Genomic DNA, 16,913 nt, shown 5'->3' with positions numbered 1-16,913 from the left:
CACCTGCCTCTCCAGGCTTTTCCGACCATCCCCGACGAGGTGGAGACTCACATGCCAGGCGCCATCCATGCCGAAGGTCTCGTGAAGACCTTCGGCGACGTAAGGGCTCTGGACGGCGTCGACCTCGACGTCCCCGAGGGCACGGTGCTGGGACTGCTCGGGCCCAACGGCGCGGGCAAGACCACCACCGTCCGCTGTCTGACCACGCTGCTGCGGCCCGACAGCGGCAAGGCCGTCGTCGCGGGTCTCGACGTGCTCAAGCACCCCAACGAGGTGCGGCGCTCGATCGGCCTGTCCGGTCAGTTCGCCGCGGTCGACGAGTATCTGACCGGCCGCGAGAACCTCGAGATGGTCGGCCGGCTGTACCAGATGCGGGCCGCGGCGGCGAAGGCCAGGGCGGGGGAGCTGCTGGAGCAGTTCAACCTCGCCGACGCCGCGGACCGGCCCGCGAAGACCTACTCCGGAGGCATGCGCCGCCGGCTCGACCTGGCGGCGGCGCTCGTCGTCTCCCCGCCGGTGATGTTCATGGACGAGCCGACGACCGGCCTCGACCCGCGCAACCGCCAGCAGCTGTGGGAGGTCATCAAGCAGCTGGTCTCCGGCGGCACCACCCTGCTGCTCACCACGCAGTACCTGGAGGAGGCCGATCACCTGGCGCACGAGATCGCGGTCGTCGACCACGGCCGGGTCATCGCGCGCGGCACCTCCGACCAGCTCAAGGCCCGCACCGGCGGCGAGCGCGTCGAGGTCGTGGTCCACCAGCGCGAGCACATCCCCACCGCCGCCGAGGTGCTGCGCGGCTTCGGCAAGGGCGAGACCACGGTCGAGGAGCACACCCGCAGGATCACCACGCCCGTCTCCGGCGGGGCGAAGCTCCTCGCCGAGATCATCCGGGAGCTGGACACCCGCGGCATCGAGATCGACGACATCGGTCTGCGCCGCCCGACCCTCGACGACGTGTTCCTGTCCCTGACCGGCCATGTGGCCGAGGCCGGGGAGGAGAACGGCACGAGCGCCGCCCGGGGCGCCGACACCAAGGACCGCCGGCACAAGAAGGAGACCGTCAAGTGAGTGCCGTCACCGACAGCGCGCGGATCGCGCCGCCCGGCAACGTCCTGACCCAGTCCGTCCGCGACTCGATGGTCGTCGCCAAGCGCAACCTGATCCGCATGACCCGGATCCCCGAGATGGTCATCTTCGGGCTCATCCAGCCGATCATGTTCGTGGTGCTGTTCACCTACGTGTTCGGCGGCTCCCTGCAGATCCAGGGCACCACCGACCCCAGCGTCTACAAGAACTTCCTGATGGCGGGCATCTTCGCGCAGACCGTCACCTTCGCCACCGCCAGCTCCGGCGCCGGCATCGCCGACGACATGCACAAGGGCCTCATCGACCGGTTCCGCTCACTGCCCATGGCGCGCGGTGCGGTGCTCACCGGGCGCACCTTCGCCGACCTGGTGCAGACGGCGCTGACCCTGTTCGTCCTCGCCGCCGTCGCCCTGCTCGTCGGCTGGCGCGTCGGGTCCTTCGGCCACACGAACGCCGGCCGGGTGCTGGCCGCCTTCGGCCTGCTGCTCCTGCTCGGCTACGCGTTCACCTGGATCGGCGCCCTGATCGGCCTGTCGGTGCGCACGCCCGAGGCGGCCACCTCCGGCGGTCTGATCTGGCTCTTCCCGGTGACGTTCGTCTCCAACGCGTTCGTCGACTCCGGCAAGATGACGCCGTGGCTGCGCCATGTCGCGGAGTGGAACCCGTTCAGCGCCACCGTCCAGGCCTCCCGCGTGCTCTTCGCCAACCCCGGCCAGTCCACGTCCACCGCGTGGCCGATGCAGCACCCGGTCTGGGCCTCGCTGATCTACTCGGCACTGATCATCCTGGTCTTCCGCACGCTGGCGGTGCGCAAGTACCGCTCGGCCACGGCGTGACCGCGGGCTGCGGCGGCGGAGCCGGCCCACCGGCGGCCGCCGCCCGGACATGACGAAGCCCCCGGGGCTCACGCGGAGCGCCGGGGGCCTCGCCGGAAGCGGTACGGGGACTCAGCCGCTGTACGGCTCCGCCTTGAGGATCTTCACCGAGGCGACCTTGCCGTTCGGCAGCTCGTACTCCGCGTCCTCGCCGACCTTGTGGCCGATCACGCCGGAGCCCAGCGGGGACTGCGGCGAGTAGGTCTCGATCTCGGCGCTCGCGTACTCCCGCGAGGCCAGCAGGAAGGTCAGGGTGTCGTCCTCGTCGCCGTCGAAGGCGATCGTGACGACCATGCCCGGCGCGACCGCACCGTCAGCGGCCGGCGGCTCGCCGACCTGGGCGGTCTCCAGGAGCTGGGTCAGCTGGCGCACGCGAAGCTCCTGCTTGCCCTGCTCCTCCTTGGCCGCGTGGTACCCGCCGTTCTCGCGCAGGTCCCCCTCCTCGCGCGCGGCCGCGATCTTGGCGGCGATCTCCGTGCGCGCAGGACCAGTAAGGTGCGCAAGCTCCTCCTTGAGCTTGTTGTACGCCTCCTGGGTCAGCCAGGTGACGTTCTCGCTGGTCTGGGTCACAGGTGCTCCTCGTCGGTGCTGGGAATACAAAGCATCGCCCTACCCAGAAGAATGTTCCCTCATGGGTGGGCGAAACCACGAGCCTAACAATTCAGGGCTCAAAGGGGGAGGACATAAGCCGTGAGACCTACGTCAACCCAGGTCAGTGACCGCGTATTCCGGTCGGCGCCGACGCGTCACCCCGCGCTGCAGCCCAGCAGCTCGGCCGTCGTGCCCCGGGCCGTCGTCCGCAGGGTGAGCACCTTGTCGATCTGCGAGGCGTGCTCGTCGAAGCGGAAGTCCGCCCGCCCGACCTCGGAGCCGTCGGCCGCCTGCGAGCGCAGCGTGCAGTAGCCGCGGGCGTCGGCGTCCTTGTGGACCTCCAGATGGATCCGCACCGCGTCCTTGGACGCCTCGAAGGTGACGACCTGCGCGCTGATCTTGTTCTGGCCGACGTAGTGGTAGGCGAAGTATCCGACCAGGACGAGCAGGGCCGCCCCCAGGGCGGCGCCCAGGATCTTGAGCTTGCGGTCGGCGCGCTCGTCCGGGGAGCGGCCGTAGCGGCCCTCGGGCAACCGGGTGCTCGCCGTGCTCATGATCGTCCTCTCGGCCGGTGCGGGACGGGCGTCCCGCGGGGGGCTCCCGGAGCCGGGCCCCGGAATTATTCGCCCCCCGATTCGGTCACTATAGAAGCCCCCGCCTGCCCGACCGACCGCCACCCCGGGGCCGATCTTTGTCGCGGGACGGCATCGTTGACTGCCCGCCGAGCCGGGCACCGACTTGACCTGAGGACTGAGCCTTGACTGACCAGCTGCGACTGATGGCCGTGCACGCGCACCCCGACGACGAGTCGAGCAAGGGCGCGGCCACCATGGCCAAGTACGTTTCCGAGGGGGTGGACGTGCTGGTGGTGACCTGCACGGGCGGAGAGCGCGGCTCCATCCTCAACCCCAAGCTCCAGGGCGACGCGTACATCGAGGAGAACATCCACGAGGTGCGCCGGAAGGAGATGGACGAGGCCCGCGAGATCCTCGGCGTGAGCCAGGACTGGCTCGGCTTCGTCGACTCGGGCCTGCCCGAGGGCGACCCGCTGCCCCCGCTGCCCGAGGGCTGCTTCGCCCTGGAGGACCTCGACAAGGCGGCCGGCGAGCTGGTCCGCAGGATCCGCTCCTTCCGCCCCCAGGTGATCACCACCTACGACGAGAACGGCGGCTACCCGCACCCCGACCACATCATGACCCACAAGATCTCGATGGTGGCCTTCGAGGGCGCCGCGGACGCCGAGAAGTACCCGGAGGAGGAGTACGGACCGGCCCACCAGCCGCTGAAGCTGTACTACAACCAGGGCTTCAACCGCCCGCGCACCGAGGCGCTGCACCAGGCCCTGCTCGACCGGGGCCTGGAGTCCCCCTACGGCGAGTGGCTCAAGCGCTGGGAGAACTCGGGCCACAAGGAGCGCACGCTCACCACGCACATCCCCTGCGCCGACTTCTTCGAGATCCGCGACAAGGCGCTGATCGCCCACGCCACGCAGATCGACCCCGACGGCGGCTGGTTCCGGGTGCCGATGGAGATCCAGAAGGAGGTCTGGCCGACGGAGGAGTACGAGCTCGCGAAGTCGCTCGTCGACACCTCGCTCCCGGAGGACGACCTCTTTGCGGGCGTCCGGCAGCCGTGAGGGACAATGCCTGACATGAGTGCAAGCGTGAGCCTGGCAATGACGCACCTGGTCCCTCTCGCCGAGTTCGACAAGAACAAGGTCACCCCCGGCGTCCTCGGCTTCGTCGTCTTCGCGGTGATGGCCGTCGCGGTGTGGGGCCTGATGAAGTCCATGAACCGCCACATGGGCAGGGTCGACTTCAAGGAGGCCCCGGACCGCGCGGCGCAGTCCGGCGCCGCCTCGGGCGAGGCCAAGGCCGAGCGGGGCTGACACCCGGCGGCGCTGCCGCCGTCAGCTCCCGCCGTCCGGCACCGCCACCCCCATCACCTCCCGCGCGTGCCGGCTCGGCACCATGCCCAGGCGCCAGGCCTGCCAGCCCGCTTCCAGGCTCACGCCGCGCTCCAGCAGAAGCCGATAGGCCTCGACGTAGTCGTTCAGCTTCCCGTCCCGCAGCGGATGGCCGCCGCGGGCGAGCTGGTCCAGCTCCTCCTGCGCCACCGCCGTGCCGACCTCCGTGCCGCCGGGGGCCGCGTACGGCAGCAGGGTGCAGCGCAGGAACCGCGCCCAGTCCTCTCCGCGGCGGTCCCCGTAGGCGGCGAACAGGGCGAGCGCCTCGTCGCACAGGGCCAGCGCCTGCTGGGTGCGCGCGTTGCCGGCGTCCACCACGGCCAGCTCCAGACACGTCCACGCCTCGCCGTGCGCGACACCGATGCGCTGGAAGTCGGCGCGGGCGTCGACCAGGAGCTGGCGGGCGAAACCTGAGTTGCGCAGCGAGCCGGTCTGCGCCGCCCGCTGGTCCCGGGTGACCCGGGCCGAGTGATGCCGGGCACACGCCAGTCCGTACACGTCCCGCATCCGGGAGAACATGGTGCGGGCCCGCTCCAGCTCACGCACCGCCTGGTCGAGCCTGCCGGTCTCCTCCAGCGCCTGACCGAGGTAGTACAGCGTCCACGCCTCGCCGCGCGCGTCCTCGTTGTCCCGGTGCCGCCTCGCCGCCCGCCGCAGCTCCTCCACCGCCTCGGCCGTCTCGCCGGCCAGCAGCCGGGCCCGGGCCAGCTGGGTGAGGGCCCAGGCCTCGCCGCGAGCGTCCCGGGTGCGGCGGTAGCGTTCCAGCGCCTGGCGCAGATCCGCCTCGGCGCGCTCCACATCGCCCCTGCGCAGCGCGAGCTGGCCCAGCTGGAAGTGGGCCCAGGCCTCGCCGTGCACCGAACCGCCCTCCCGGTGCAGCACCAGCGACCGGTTCAGCAGCTCCAGCGCCTCGGCCAGGTGCGCCCGGTCCCGCTCCACCGCCGCCAGCGCGTGCATCGTCCAGGCGCGGTCGGTCGCCAGCTCGGGCGCCGCCTGAAGGTCGAGGGCCTCCCGCAGCCGGGCCGCCGCCTCCGTCAGGTTGCCCTGGTGGTGCAGCGTGATGCCGAGCGAGTTGAGCGCGCGGGCGGCGCCCGCGTCGTGGTGGGCCTCCCGGTAGAGGTCGACGACCGAGGCCAGCGTGGTCCGCGCCTTGTCCAGCTCGCCGAGCTGGCGGGCCGCGATACCGGTGCGCCACTGCACCGACCGGACCAGGAGTCCATGGTCGACGGCCTGGGTCAGCTCGCTGATCTCCCCCAGGCGGTACAGGTCCCCGCGCAGCAGGCAGTAGTCGCACAGGGCGCCGAGCAGGTTCAGCACGGCCCCCTGGTTCACGCCCTCCGCGTGTCTGAGGGCCGCCGTGATGAAGCTCGACTCGTCGTCCAGCCAGCGCAGCGCCTCGTCCAGGGAGGTGAAGCCGTGCGGGCTGAAGCGGTCCGAGCGCGTCGACATGTTCCCGTCGACCAGGCGCAGCACCGAGTCGGCCAGCTCGGCGTAGTTCTCGATCAGCCGTTCCTGCGCGGCCGTCCGCTCGGCGGGCTCCTCCTCGTCCAGCAGACGCGCGTGCGCGAAGGCGCGCACCAGGTCGTGCAGCCGGTAGCGGTTGCCCCGCACATGGTCGACCAGACCCGCCCGGGCGAGGGCCGCCAGATGCCGGTTCGCCTCCGCCTCGTCCGTGGCCAGCAGAGCGGCCGCCGCCGCGCCGCCCATCGAGGCGCGTCCGGCCAGTGCGAGCCGTCTCAGCAGCCGGCGGGCCTGCTCCGACTGGTCGGTGTAGCGCAGCCACAGCGCCCGCTCCACCGGTTCCACCGGACCGTACGCGCCCAGGTCCGTGGCCAGTTGGCGGGGTGAGCGCGGGCCGAGACCGGAGCCCGCGATGTGCAGCGCCAGCGGCAGTCCGCCGCACAACTGCGCGATCCGGTCGGTGGATTCCGCGTCGTAGGGTCCCGAGGTGTCCTGCGCGGCGGCGGTCAGCAGTTCCTCCGCGCCCACCGCGTCCAGGGCCTGGACGGGCAGCTGGTGCACCCAGGCCGGCAGGTCGGCGGGCAGCCGCAGCGGCTCGCGGGCGGTGACCAGGACCAGACTGTCGGACCGCTCGGGCACCAGGGCGCGGACCTGCTCGGCGTCCGAGGCGTCGTCCAGCACGATCGATACCGGCAGGCCCGTCAGATGCTGGTGGTACAGCTCGCCGAGCCGCTTGAGCTGCTGCTCGGGGGAGGAGCGTTCGCGGAACAGCAGCTGCTCGCGGGGCGCGCCGAGCCGGTTCAGCAGGTGCAGCAGGGCGTCGCGGGTGGGCAGCGGCGGCTCGTCCTGGCTGTCGCCGCGCAGGTCGACCACGACCGCGCCCCGGAACTGGTCCTTCAGGTCGTGGGCCGCGCGCACCGCCAGCGTGCTGCGGCCGGAGCCCGGCGCTCCGTGCAGGACCACGACGGTCGGCCGGGTCTGGGTGGACGCGCGGGCCGCCTGCACCCACTGCCGGATCCGGGCCACCTCCTGGCGTCGCCCCGCGAACACACCGACCGGCTCCGGCAGTTGGCCGAAGGACTGCTCGAGGACACTGCGCCTGCGGGCCGCCGCGCTCTTGTCCGTGCCGCGCAGCCGGGGCGCCGCCTTCTTCGGCGCGGTGGACGCGCTCAGCACGCGCTGCTGGTCGAGGAACGGACGGATGCCGCGCACCTCCAGGGCGGTCAGCCACTGAAGTCGCAGCTGCTCGGGCCCGCCCGGCTGGCCGGCCGCCCCGGCCCGGCGGTGGGCGGCGGGCAGATGGGTGGCGGTCACCTTCACGACGGTGGCGGCGGCGCCCACCACCCCGGCGGTGACGCCCGCGCCGACGGCGGTGCCGCCGTCGGTGCCCAGCGCCAGGTCGGCCACGACGGCGGCGAGTCCCGCAACCGCCGCGACGAGCAGTGGGGTTCCGCCGCTCTCGCGGGCGTAGCGCTGGGCGAACGTGAGCTGCCCGGCCGCCGCCTCGTCCAGCGCCCGCGTGTAGGCCTCGTACTCCTCCACCGCGGTCTCGGCCATGGTGTCCAGCGCGCCACGCGCCCGGGACAGCAGCACGCCCGCGTCCACCCGGCCGCCCGAGCGGCGAACCTCCTCCTCCACGGCCCGAGTCAGCAGCCGCTCGGCGTCCGCCCGATGGCCATCCCGCATGTCCCGTCCCCCTCCGGCGGCAACTCCCTTTCCTACGAGTGTCCTTCGGCTCGGCCGGGAGCGCGAGGGGGCGGCGATCACCGATGGCCCCGAGCGGGCGCCGACCGCCCGGCGGGAAGGGCTGGGGTACACGGGCAGTCGCGGGGCGATCACCTTCCGCGTCCGGTGGGGCCGGGTGAGGCAGGATGGGGGTATGCCGAACCGACTGGCCGACGAGACGTCCCCGTACCTGCTCCAGCACGCCGACAACCCGGTCGACTGGTGGCCGTGGTCGGCGGAGGCCTTCGCGGAGGCCCGGCGCCGCGACGTCCCCGTGCTGCTGAGTGTCGGGTACAGCAGCTGCCACTGGTGTCACGTCATGGCGCACGAGTCGTTCGAGGGCGACGACACCGCCGCGTACATGAACGAGCACTTCGTGTCCGTCAAGGTGGACCGCGAGGAGCGCCCCGACGTCGACGCCGTGTACATGGAGGCCGTGCAGGCGGCCACCGGGCAGGGCGGGTGGCCGATGACCGTGTTCCTCACGCCCGACGCCGAGCCGTTCTACTTCGGCACGTACTTCCCGCCCGAGCCCCGGCACGGCATGCCCTCCTTCGGGCAGGTCCTCGAAGGGGTGCGGCAGGCTTGGCGGACCCGGCGGGACGAAGTCGCCGATGTCGCCGGGAAGATCGTGCGGGACCTGGCACAGCGGGAGATCGGTCACGGCACCGCTCGGCCCCCGGGCGAGGAGGAACTGGCGCAGGCGCTGCTCGCGCTGACCCGCGAGTACGACGCCCGGCGCGGCGGGTTCGGCGGGGCCCCGAAGTTCCCGCCGTCGATGGTGATCGAGTTCCTGCTGCGGCACCACGCCCGCACCGGCTCCGAGGGCGCCCTCCAGATGGCGGCGGACACCTGCGAGCGGATGGCCCGCGGCGGCATCCACGACCAGCTCGGCGGCGGCTTCGCCCGGTACTCCGTCGACCGCGACTGGGTGGTGCCCCACTTCGAGAAGATGCTGTATGACAACGCCCTGCTGTGCCGGGTCTACGCCCACCTGTGGAGGGCCACCGGATCCGACTTCGCCCGCCGGGTCGCCCTGGCGACCGCCGACTTCATGGTGCGCGAACTGCGTACCGCCGAAGGCGGGTTCGCCTCGGCGCTGGACGCCGACAGCGAAGACAGGACGGGCCGGCACGTCGAGGGCGCCTACTACGTCTGGACCCCCGCCCAGCTGCGTGAGGCGCTCGGCGACGAGGACGCCGAGCTCGCCGCCCGCTGTTTCGGCGTGACCGAGGAGGGCACCTTCGAGCACGGCTCGTCCGTCCTGCAACTTCCCGTGCAGGAGGGCGTGTTCGACGCCGACCGGGTCGAGTCCGTCCGGCGCCGGCTGCTGGCGAGGCGGGCCGAGCGTCCGGCGCCCGGCCGGGACGACAAGGTCGTCGCCGCGTGGAACGGGCTGGCGATCGCCGCCCTCGCCGAGACCGGCGCCTACTTCGACCGCCCGGACCTGGTCGAGGCCGCGGTCGGCGCCGCCGATCTCCTCGTCCGGCTTCACATGGACGAGCACGCCGGGCTCCGCCGCACCAGCAAGGACGGCCGGGCCGGAGCCAACGCCGGGGTGCTGGAGGACTACGCCGACGTCGCCGAGGGCTTCCTCGCCCTCGCCTCCGTCACCGGTGAGGGCGTCTGGCTGGACTTCGCCGGGCTGCTCCTCGGGCATGTGCTCACCCGGTTCGCCGACCCGGAGTCGGGCTCCCTGTACGACACGGCCGTCGACGCCGAGCGGTTGATCCGCCGACCGCAGGACCCCACCGACAACGCCACCCCCTCCGGCTGGTCGGCGGCCGCCGGCGCGCTGCTCGGCTATGCGGCCCACACGGGTTCCGAGGCCCACCGCACCGCCGCCGAGCGGGCGTTGGGCGTGGTGAGCGCCCTCGGCCCGCGCGCCCCGCGCTTCATGGGCTGGGGTCTCGCCGTCGCCGAGGCCCTGCTGGACGGTCCCCGCGAGGTCGCGGTCGTCGGCCCGTCCCTCGACGACGCGGCGGCAAGGGACCTGCACCGTACGGCACTTCTCGGCACAGCCCCCGGGGCGGTCGTCGCGTACGGCACCCCGGACAGCGGGGAGTTCCCCCTGCTCGCCGACCGCCCCCTCGCCCACGGCGTGGCGACCGCCTACGTCTGCCGCGACTTCACCTGCGACGCCCCCACGACCGACCCGGACCACCTGCGCACCGCCCTGGGCGGCTGAGCCGGGCCCCGCCGCCGGCCCCGGGACGAGCCCCGGACGTCGGCCGGAAGCCGGGTGGACGTCAGCTTCGTTCGGTGTATCCGGTCAGGGCGCGTTCCACGATGGCCTCCAACTGGTCGTGGTGGGCGCCCTTCCAGTAGGCGCGGCCGCAGTCGGGGCAGCGGGCGAAGACGTCGTACGTGCGGTGCGTGCCGTGTTCGAGCTGGTCGGCCACCTCGTCCTTCGTGGCGTCCCGCAGCAGGCCGTTGCAGGCGGTGCAGCGGGTCCACGGGCGCAGATCGGGGCGGAACCGGTCGAGGACGTCCTGGAGTTGGTCGTCGGGGCGGGTGCTGTAGACGTAGGCGCCCGCCCACAGTTCGCGCCGGCGCAGCAGGCCCCGGTCGCGGCTGAGCAGGACCCGCTTCTCGGCGGCCGAGCGGGTGGCGAGCGCGGGGTCGCCGATGTCCGTGGACTCGTAGGCCGTGTCGACGCCCAGCAGGCGCAGCCGGCGGGCGAGGGTGCCGAGGTGCACGTCGAGGAGGAAGCGCAGCGGGGCGCCGGGGACCTGCTGGGGGCGGGCGACGGCACGTACCTGGACCGTCTCGTTCGCCCGCGGCACGTGCGACACCGGCACCTCGCGGCCGTCCACCACCAGCGCGCCGGCCTCGGTGAGCGGCACGCCCAGGGACTCCACGACGTGGCCGAGCGTCGAGACGCCGTCCGTGACGACCGCGGTGGCGCCTCGGCGCCGGGTGTGCGGGACGAACAGGTGCAGGCCGGGGGCGAACTCGATGCGGATCTCGGGACCGTTCACCCGGACAGGATGGCACGGACGGCGGCCCGCATCTCAGGCGCTTTTCGTGGGCAGGCCGTCCGCCAGGACGGTGAGGGCACGGTCGACGAGGTCCGCGAGGTTCTCCCGGTGGCCGTTCTCGGCCCAGTACAGGGAGGTCTCCAGCAGCCCGCCGATCAGGGACATGGCCCAGACCCGTACCTCCAGGTCGTCCGGGTCGCGGCCGGTGCGCTCGGCGATGACGGTGCAGAGCATGCGGCCGGTGACCGACATGGACTCCATCATCCGCGAGCGCACCGCGGGCACCTCGACCATCAGCCGGGTACGCAGCCGCGACGCCTCGGGGTCGGCGTCGACGCCCCAGCCGACGGCCTTGCGCATCACGTGGCGCAGGGAGTCCGTCCACGGTTCGTCGGCGGGCCGGGCACGCAGCTCCTCCAGCAGGACCGGGTCGTACTCGTCGGTGAGGACGATGTCCTCCTTGGTGGGGAAGTACCGGAAGACGGTCGACGGCGACACCTCGGCACGTTCGGCGATCTGCTCGATGGTCGTGGCGTCGTAGCCCTGTTCCGCGACCAGCGCGTACGTCGCCGTGCGGATCGCCTCGCGGGTCTTGATCTTCTTTCGTTCCCGCAGCCCCATCGGCGGGCGGTCGGCGGGGGGCGTGGTACGTGCGGCCGTCATGTAGTTCATTGTCCGGCATCCGGTTCGGGGGCGATCACGGACCGGGACCGCTCCGGCTCGTCCCGTACGGCGGCGGTGCCGGCGCCCGGCAGGAACACCGCGGCCGGCAGCGCGGCCACCAGCGAGGCGACGCCGCACACCAGCAGTACCAGGCTCATGGCGTGCACGTACGCTCCGTTCGCGGAGGCCGCCAGGTGTGCCGAGCCCGACTTCTCAGCGGCGGGGGTCACGCCGCGTGTCTTCCGCATTGATGAGAGCAGCAATGAAATGACAGTAGCTATCAAAATGTAGGCACTGTCGATCGCTAGGGGCTCTCGGGCATGAAAAAGGCCACGGCTCGTGCGAGCCGTGGCCGGGCGGACCGGATGGAGGCGGACCGGATGGACAGGGGGGCGGGCTAGGCGTGCTGGTACGCCACCAGGGAGATCCCCACGTAGTGCACCACGAACGCGGCCAGTGTGAAGGAGTGGAAGACCTCGTGGAAGCCGAACCAGCTCGGTGACGGGTTCGGCCGCTTGATGCCGTAGACGACGCCGCCCGCGCTGTAGAGCAGCCCGCCGACGACGACCAGGATCAGGACCGCGATGCCGCCGGTGCGCAGGAAGTCCGGCAGGAAGAAGACAGCCGCCCAGCCCATCGCGATGTAGCAGGGGGTGTAGAGCCAGCGCGGGGCGCCGACCCAGAAGACGCGGAAGACGATGCCGGCGGCGGCCGCGGCCCATATGCCCCACAGCAGCCACTGCCCCTTGGTGCCGGGCAGGAGCAGCAGGGTGAGCGGCGTGTACGTGCCCGCGATGATCAGGAAGATGTTGGCGTGGTCGAGCCTGCGCAGCACACCGCCCATGCGCGGCCCCCAGTTGCCCCGGTGGTACAGCGCGCTGACGCCGAACAGCAGGCAGGCGGTGAGGACGTAGATCCCGCAGGCGATCCGTCCGCGGGTGGAGCCGGCCAGCGCGGTGAGTGCGAGCCCCGCCACGAGCACGGCCGGGAACATGCCGAGATGCAGCCAGCCGCGCAGCTTCGGCTTGATCGGGTGCGGCAGGGCGGGCGCGACCGGACCGCGGCCGGCGACCGGCGTGTCCAGAGGCGCGTCGGAGGCGGACGCAGTCATGCGCGCATCGTACCTACGGCACCGTAAGTCGTGTGTCAGTGCCGGACGGTGAGCACCGGCAATCGGGCCGAACGCAAAAAGACCTTCAGTCGAACCCAACGTGGACGCAAAGAATCCCGGGCATCGTGGCGTTTCTCACGCCGCTCACCTGTGACGCCCCCTGGACAGATGCGCACTCTCGTCGGATGATCAAATGAGTGCGGTCGGCACCGGATGAGCGGCTACGAAGCGTCCGGGTCGCAGCCCCCACGGGGCGACAAGACAAGAAACCCCTCATTTAGGAGCGATCGTGGCGCGCGACATCGCGGCTCCCCCCGTCATCCCCACCCACCACAAGGAACTGGTCTCGTGGGTCCATGAGATCGCCGAACTGACGCAGCCGGACAGCGTGGTCTGGTGTGACGGATCCGAGGCCGAGTACGAGCGACTGTGCGAGGAGCTCGTCCGGAAGGGCACCTTCCGGAAACTCGACCCGATCAAGCGCCCCAACTCCTACTACGCGGCGTCGGACCCCTCCGACGTGGCCCGCGTGGAGGACCGGACGTTCATCTGTTCCGAGAAGGAGGAGGACGCCGGCCCGACCAACCACTGGAAGGCGCCCGCCGAGATGCGGGAGATCTTCCAGGGGGCCGACGGCAAGGGAGGTGTCTTCCGCGGCTCGATGAAGGGCCGGACGATGTACGTCGTCCCGTTCTGCATGGGCCCGCTGGGCTCGCCGCTGTCCGCGATAGGCGTCGAGATCACCGACTCCGCCTACGTCGCGGTGTCCATGCGCACCATGACCCGCATGGGACAGCCGGTGCTGGACGAGCTCGGTGACGACGGCTTCTTCGTCAAGGCCGTCCACACCCTGGGCGCCCCGCTGGAGCCGGGCCAGGAGGACGTCCCCTGGCCGTGCAACTCCACCAAGTACATCTCGCACTTCCCCGAGACCCGCGAGATCTGGTCCTACGGCTCCGGCTACGGCGGCAACGCGCTGCTCGGCAAGAAGTGCTACGCCCTGCGCATCGCCTCCGTCATGGCGCGCGACGAGGGCTGGCTGGCCGAGCACATGCTGATCCTCAAGCTCACCCCGCCCACCGGTGAGGCCAAGTACGTCGCCGCCGCCTTCCCGAGCGCCTGCGGCAAGACCAACCTCGCCATGCTGGAGCCGACGATCTCCGGCTGGACCGTCGAGACCATCGGTGACGACATCGCGTGGATGCGGTTCGGTGAGGACGGCCGGCTGTACGCGATCAACCCCGAGGCCGGCTTCTTCGGCGTCGCGCCCGGCACCGGCGAGCACACCAACGCCAACGCCATGAAGACGCTGTGGGGCAACTCGGTCTTCACCAACGTCGCCCTCACCGACGACGGCGACGTGTGGTGGGAGGGCATGACGCAGGAGACCCCGGCGCACCTCACCGACTGGAAGGGCAACTCCTGGACCCCCGCGTCCGAGACGCCCGCCGCGCATCCCAACGCCCGCTTCACCACGCCCGCCGCGCAGTGCCCGATCATCGCGCCGGAGTGGGAGGACCCCAAGGGCGTGCCGATCTCGGCGATCCTCTTCGGCGGCCGCCGCGCCTCCGCGGTGCCGCTGGTGACGGAGTCCTTCGACTGGAACCACGGCGTCTTCCTCGGTGCCAACGTCGCCTCCGAGAAGACGGCCGCCGCCGAGGGCAAGGTCGGCGAGCTGCGCCGCGACCCGTTCGCCATGCTGCCGTTCTGCGGCTACAACATGGGCGACTACATGGGCCACTGGATCGAGGTCGGCAAGGCCGCCGAGCAGCGTGACGGCGACCAGTCCAAGCTGCCGAAGATCTACTACGTCAACTGGTTCCGCAAGAACGACGAGGGCAAGTTCGTCTGGCCCGGCTTCGGCGAGAACAGCCGTGTGCTGAAGTGGATCGTGGAGCGCCTGAACGGCAGGGCCGAGGGTGTCGAGACCCCGATCGGCGTCCTGCCGACCAGGGCGGCCCTGGACACCGACGGCCTCGAACTGTCCGAGTCCGACCTGGAGTTCCTGCTCACGGTCGACAAGGACGTCTGGCGCGAGGAGGCCGCCCTGGTCCCCGAGCACCTGAACACCTTCGGCGACCACACGCCCAAGGAGCTGTGGGACGAGTACCGCGGGCTCGTCGAGCGCCTGGGCTGAAGCGGCATCGGGCTTCGGCCCCTGAGCTCCGCGGCCGGCTGACCGACCTGCCCTGACCTGCAACGTCGCTCCGGCCGGCCGCGGCGACGATCCCGGGAGGCCGGGTGCGCACAACGGCGTGCGCACCCGGCCTCTCCATGTACCTGCGGCAAGCCGCGTCCAAAAGCCGCATTCATGGGCAATTCGCCTATGGTGATGCCATGCGCGGAATCCTGTTGGCCGGGGGCACCGGCTCGCGACTGTGGCCGCTGACCCGCACGGTGTCGAAGCAGCTCCTGCCGGTCTTCGACAAGCCCATGGTCTATTACCCGCTTTCCACACTGGTGATGGCCGGAATCCGCGAGATTCTGATCATCACCACCCCGGAAGACCAGCGGCAGTTCCGCCGATTGCTCGGCGACGGAAGCCAACTCGGCCTGCGGTTCGAGTACATGGTGCAGGAGCGCCCGGAGGGGATCGCCCAGGCCTTCCTGCTGGGGGCCGACTTCATCGGCGGCCGGCCGGTCTGCCTGATCCTGGGCGACAACATCTTCCACGGCAGCGGCCTCGGCACCCGGCTGGCCCGCAACGCGGACCTGACGGGCGGCAGGGTGTTCGCCTACCCGGTGGCCAACCCCTCGGCCTACGGCGTCGTGGAGTTCGACGAACTGGGCCGGGCGCTGTCCATCGAGGAGAAGCCGGCCCACCCCAGGTCCCGGTACGCCGTGCCCGGACTGTACTTCTACGACCATCAGGTCGTCGAGATCGCCCGGAGCCTGCGGCCCAGCGCCCGCGGCGAGTTGGAGATCACCGACCTCAACCGCGCGTACCTGGGGTCCGGGAGCCTGCACGTCGTCCGGCTCGACCGGGGCACCGCATGGCTGGACACCGGGACGTTCGCCTCCATGGTCCAGGCCTCGGAGTACGTCCGGGTGGTCGAGGAACGCCAGGGCTTCAAGATCGGCTGCGTCGAGGAGGCGGCCTGGCGGGCCGGCCTGATCGACGACGCCCGGCTCCGCGCACTGGCCCAGCCGCTGCTCAAGAGCGGATACGGCCACTATCTGCTGAGTCTGCTGGAGGATCCCCGGCCCGCCGTCATGCCCCAGCCGGGCGGCGGAGTGCGCCGGGAGGAACTGCTGCGCACCGGGCCGGGCGTGCCCGCGTGACGGCCCCGTCGGAAAGGAGTTGTGCGTGAGACCGCTTCGCATCGAGGGGGCCTGGGTGGACGAGCCCCGGGTGTTCACGGACGGCAGAGGGCGATTCCACGAGTGGTTCAAGGACGAGAGCTTTCAGGATTCCACCGGCCAGGGACTCAGGCTCGCTCAGGCCAACTGCTCGCGCTCCGTCCGCGGAACGCTCCGCGGCATCCACTTCGCGTCGGTTCCGCCGGGGCAGGCCAAGTACGTCACCTGTGTCAGTGGCGCGATCCTCGACGTGGTGGTCGACATCCGTACCGGCTCTCCGACTTTCGGGGAATGGGAAGCGGTCCGGCTCGACGACGCCACACACGGCTGCCTCTACCTCTCGGAGGGCCTTGGCCACGCCTTCATGGCGGTGGAGGACGACTCCACGGTCGTATATCTGTGTTCGCAGGGGTATGCGCCCCAACGCGAACACGGCATCAATCCGCTCGACCCAGGACTGGCTATTTCCTGGCCCGACGGCCTGGCGCCGGTCCTGTCCGAAAAGGACGCTGCGGCGCCCACCTTGGAGGAGGCCGAGCAGCAGGGTCTGCTGCCTTCCTTCGAGGACTGCGCCGTCTATCGCCGAGGCCTCGTGAGTAATTCCTGAGGCGGTGTGCCCGGCGGAATTCAGCCCCGCACGAAAGCGGTGCGGAGAATCGGTGCCGGGGAACAGCCGGTAATCCGCGCCGGGAAATCCGCGCGTATTGAGGCTGCTCGGGTGATTCCCTGACCACGCACTGTGTTCACTCCGCGTATTTCTCTTCACCGTGAGTAAACAATGTCTCGTCCGTGGCCAAGGGCACGTGACACGCATGCGAACGCAGCGCGGAGAGTGCGCTGCGCTTGCGGTTTGGTCCCTCCCAGTTCCTGAGGAAGGTTCTCTTGAACCGTAGAACGATCCGAAGTTCACGTCTGAGGTCGGCCACGCTCGTTTCGGCGGGCGCGCTGGCCATGGCGCTCAACGTTGCCCCGAGCACGGCTGCCATCGCCCACGCGATCGAGAGGTCCAGCGATCGCAGCGCGGCGGTGACCACCGGTTCGAACGACCCGTGGGCGGACAGAGGACGCCACCACGACCGCGGTCCGCGGGGCCAGCGGGGCGAGCGGGGTCCGCAGGGCCCGCAGGGCAAGGAAGGCAAGCGCGGCCCGAA

At 71.3% G+C, this 16,913-nt stretch carries 16 protein-coding genes; 8 read left to right on the top strand and 8 right to left on the bottom strand.

Annotation, left to right across the window (positions count from 1 at the left end; all coding sequences use genetic code 11):
* The first annotated feature begins 51 nt into the window (after nt 1–51).
* Complete coding sequence (locus ACTYVM_RS19025) at nt 52–1,071, top strand: ATP-binding cassette domain-containing protein (RefSeq protein ID WP_445527042.1); 1,020 nt, start codon at nt 52–54, stop codon at nt 1,069–1,071.
* Nucleotides 1,068–1,925, top strand: a complete 858-nt coding sequence (locus ACTYVM_RS19020; RefSeq protein ID WP_445527041.1) for an ABC transporter permease — start codon at nt 1,068–1,070, stop codon at nt 1,923–1,925. The genes ACTYVM_RS19025 and ACTYVM_RS19020 overlap by 4 nt, the downstream gene beginning before the upstream one ends.
* Nucleotides 1,926–2,036: 111 nt before the next feature.
* Here the strand turns inward: ACTYVM_RS19020 and greA are convergent, their stop codons facing one another.
* Nucleotides 2,037–2,534, bottom strand: a complete 498-nt coding sequence (gene greA, locus ACTYVM_RS19015) for a transcription elongation factor GreA (protein ID WP_400028811.1) — start codon at nt 2,532–2,534, stop codon at nt 2,037–2,039.
* A 176-nt stretch (nt 2,535–2,710) separates the two neighbouring features.
* The gene (locus tag ACTYVM_RS19010; RefSeq protein WP_445527040.1) at nt 2,711–3,109 is read right to left on the bottom strand and encodes a DUF4307 domain-containing protein; all 399 of its coding nucleotides are present in this window, start codon (nt 3,107–3,109) and stop codon (nt 2,711–2,713) included.
* Nucleotides 3,110–3,312: 203 nt separating this feature from the next.
* Between ACTYVM_RS19010 and mca the strand changes: the two genes are divergently transcribed.
* Entirely contained in the window at nt 3,313–4,191 is an 879-nt protein-coding gene (mca, locus tag ACTYVM_RS19005) for a mycothiol conjugate amidase Mca (RefSeq protein ID WP_400028813.1), read from the top strand.
* Between the two features lie 6 nt (nt 4,192–4,197).
* Nucleotides 4,198–4,443, top strand: a complete 246-nt coding sequence (locus tag ACTYVM_RS19000; RefSeq protein WP_445527039.1) for a hypothetical protein — start codon at nt 4,198–4,200, stop codon at nt 4,441–4,443.
* A gap of 21 nt (nt 4,444–4,464) precedes the next feature.
* Here ACTYVM_RS19000 and ACTYVM_RS18995 read toward each other — a convergent pair whose 3' ends face one another.
* Nucleotides 4,465–7,668, bottom strand: a complete 3,204-nt coding sequence (locus tag ACTYVM_RS18995; protein WP_445527038.1) for a tetratricopeptide repeat protein — start codon at nt 7,666–7,668, stop codon at nt 4,465–4,467.
* A gap of 193 nt (nt 7,669–7,861) precedes the next feature.
* On the opposite strand from ACTYVM_RS18995, the gene ACTYVM_RS18990 reads away from it, so the two are divergent.
* Nucleotides 7,862–9,895, top strand: a complete 2,034-nt coding sequence (locus ACTYVM_RS18990; protein WP_445527037.1) for a thioredoxin domain-containing protein — start codon at nt 7,862–7,864, stop codon at nt 9,893–9,895.
* A 61-nt stretch (nt 9,896–9,956) separates the two neighbouring features.
* Here ACTYVM_RS18990 and ACTYVM_RS18985 read toward each other — a convergent pair whose 3' ends face one another.
* The 4 genes from ACTYVM_RS18985 to trhA form a co-directional block, all read right to left on the bottom strand.
* The gene (locus ACTYVM_RS18985) at nt 9,957–10,688 is read right to left on the bottom strand and encodes a Mut7-C RNAse domain-containing protein (RefSeq protein ID WP_445527036.1); all 732 of its coding nucleotides are present in this window, start codon (nt 10,686–10,688) and stop codon (nt 9,957–9,959) included.
* A 33-nt stretch (nt 10,689–10,721) separates the two neighbouring features.
* Nucleotides 10,722–11,351, bottom strand: a complete 630-nt coding sequence (locus tag ACTYVM_RS18980) for a TetR/AcrR family transcriptional regulator (protein ID WP_445527035.1) — start codon at nt 11,349–11,351, stop codon at nt 10,722–10,724.
* A gap of 5 nt (nt 11,352–11,356) precedes the next feature.
* Nucleotides 11,357–11,581: a hypothetical protein gene (locus ACTYVM_RS18975; RefSeq protein ID WP_445527034.1), complete on the bottom strand. Its 225-nt coding sequence runs from the start codon at nt 11,579–11,581 to the stop codon at nt 11,357–11,359.
* A gap of 167 nt (nt 11,582–11,748) precedes the next feature.
* Nucleotides 11,749–12,462 (bottom strand): PAQR family membrane homeostasis protein TrhA, encoded by a 714-nt coding sequence (gene trhA / locus ACTYVM_RS18970; protein ID WP_445527033.1) that lies wholly within the window; start codon nt 12,460–12,462, stop codon nt 11,749–11,751.
* 289 nt (nt 12,463–12,751) lie between these two features.
* Between trhA and ACTYVM_RS18965 the strand changes: the two genes are divergently transcribed.
* The 3 genes from ACTYVM_RS18965 to rfbC all read left to right on the top strand — a co-directional run bounded on the left by ACTYVM_RS18965 (nt 12,752) and on the right by rfbC (nt 16,369).
* Nucleotides 12,752–14,599, top strand: coding sequence for a phosphoenolpyruvate carboxykinase (GTP) (locus ACTYVM_RS18965; protein ID WP_445527032.1), 1,848 nt, complete (start codon nt 12,752–12,754; stop codon nt 14,597–14,599).
* Nucleotides 14,600–14,799: 200 nt separating this feature from the next.
* Nucleotides 14,800–15,744: a glucose-1-phosphate thymidylyltransferase RfbA gene (gene rfbA, locus ACTYVM_RS18960; protein ID WP_445527031.1), complete on the top strand. Its 945-nt coding sequence runs from the start codon at nt 14,800–14,802 to the stop codon at nt 15,742–15,744.
* A 25-nt stretch (nt 15,745–15,769) separates the two neighbouring features.
* Complete coding sequence (gene rfbC / locus ACTYVM_RS18955) at nt 15,770–16,369, top strand: dTDP-4-dehydrorhamnose 3,5-epimerase (RefSeq protein WP_445527030.1); 600 nt, start codon at nt 15,770–15,772, stop codon at nt 16,367–16,369.
* 136 nt (nt 16,370–16,505) lie between these two features.
* Here rfbC and ACTYVM_RS18950 read toward each other — a convergent pair whose 3' ends face one another.
* Nucleotides 16,506–16,796, bottom strand: a complete 291-nt coding sequence (locus ACTYVM_RS18950; RefSeq protein ID WP_445527029.1) for a hypothetical protein — start codon at nt 16,794–16,796, stop codon at nt 16,506–16,508.
* Nucleotides 16,797–16,913 lie beyond the last annotated feature (117 nt).

The sequence above is a fragment of the Streptomyces cyslabdanicus genome, assembly GCF_052663305.1.
This window is presented reverse-complemented; position numbering and strand designations above follow the sequence as displayed.

Coding starts and splice junctions, on each gene's coding strand:
- trhA (WP_445527033.1), bottom strand. CDS start 12,462: ATGACTGCGTCCGCCTCCGACGCGCCTCTGGACACGCCGGTCGCCGGC.
- ACTYVM_RS19025 (WP_445527042.1), top strand. CDS start 52: ATGCCAGGCGCCATCCATGCCGAAGGTCTCGTGAAGACCTTCGGCGAC.
- ACTYVM_RS18995 (WP_445527038.1), bottom strand. CDS start 7,668: ATGCGGGATGGCCATCGGGCGGACGCCGAGCGGCTGCTGACTCGGGCC.
- ACTYVM_RS19010 (WP_445527040.1), bottom strand. CDS start 3,109: ATGAGCACGGCGAGCACCCGGTTGCCCGAGGGCCGCTACGGCCGCTCC.
- rfbA (WP_445527031.1), top strand. CDS start 14,800: ATGCGCGGAATCCTGTTGGCCGGGGGCACCGGCTCGCGACTGTGGCCG.
- ACTYVM_RS18980 (WP_445527035.1), bottom strand. CDS start 11,351: ATGACGGCCGCACGTACCACGCCCCCCGCCGACCGCCCGCCGATGGGG.
- ACTYVM_RS18990 (WP_445527037.1), top strand. CDS start 7,862: ATGCCGAACCGACTGGCCGACGAGACGTCCCCGTACCTGCTCCAGCAC.
- ACTYVM_RS19000 (WP_445527039.1), top strand. CDS start 4,198: ATGCCTGACATGAGTGCAAGCGTGAGCCTGGCAATGACGCACCTGGTC.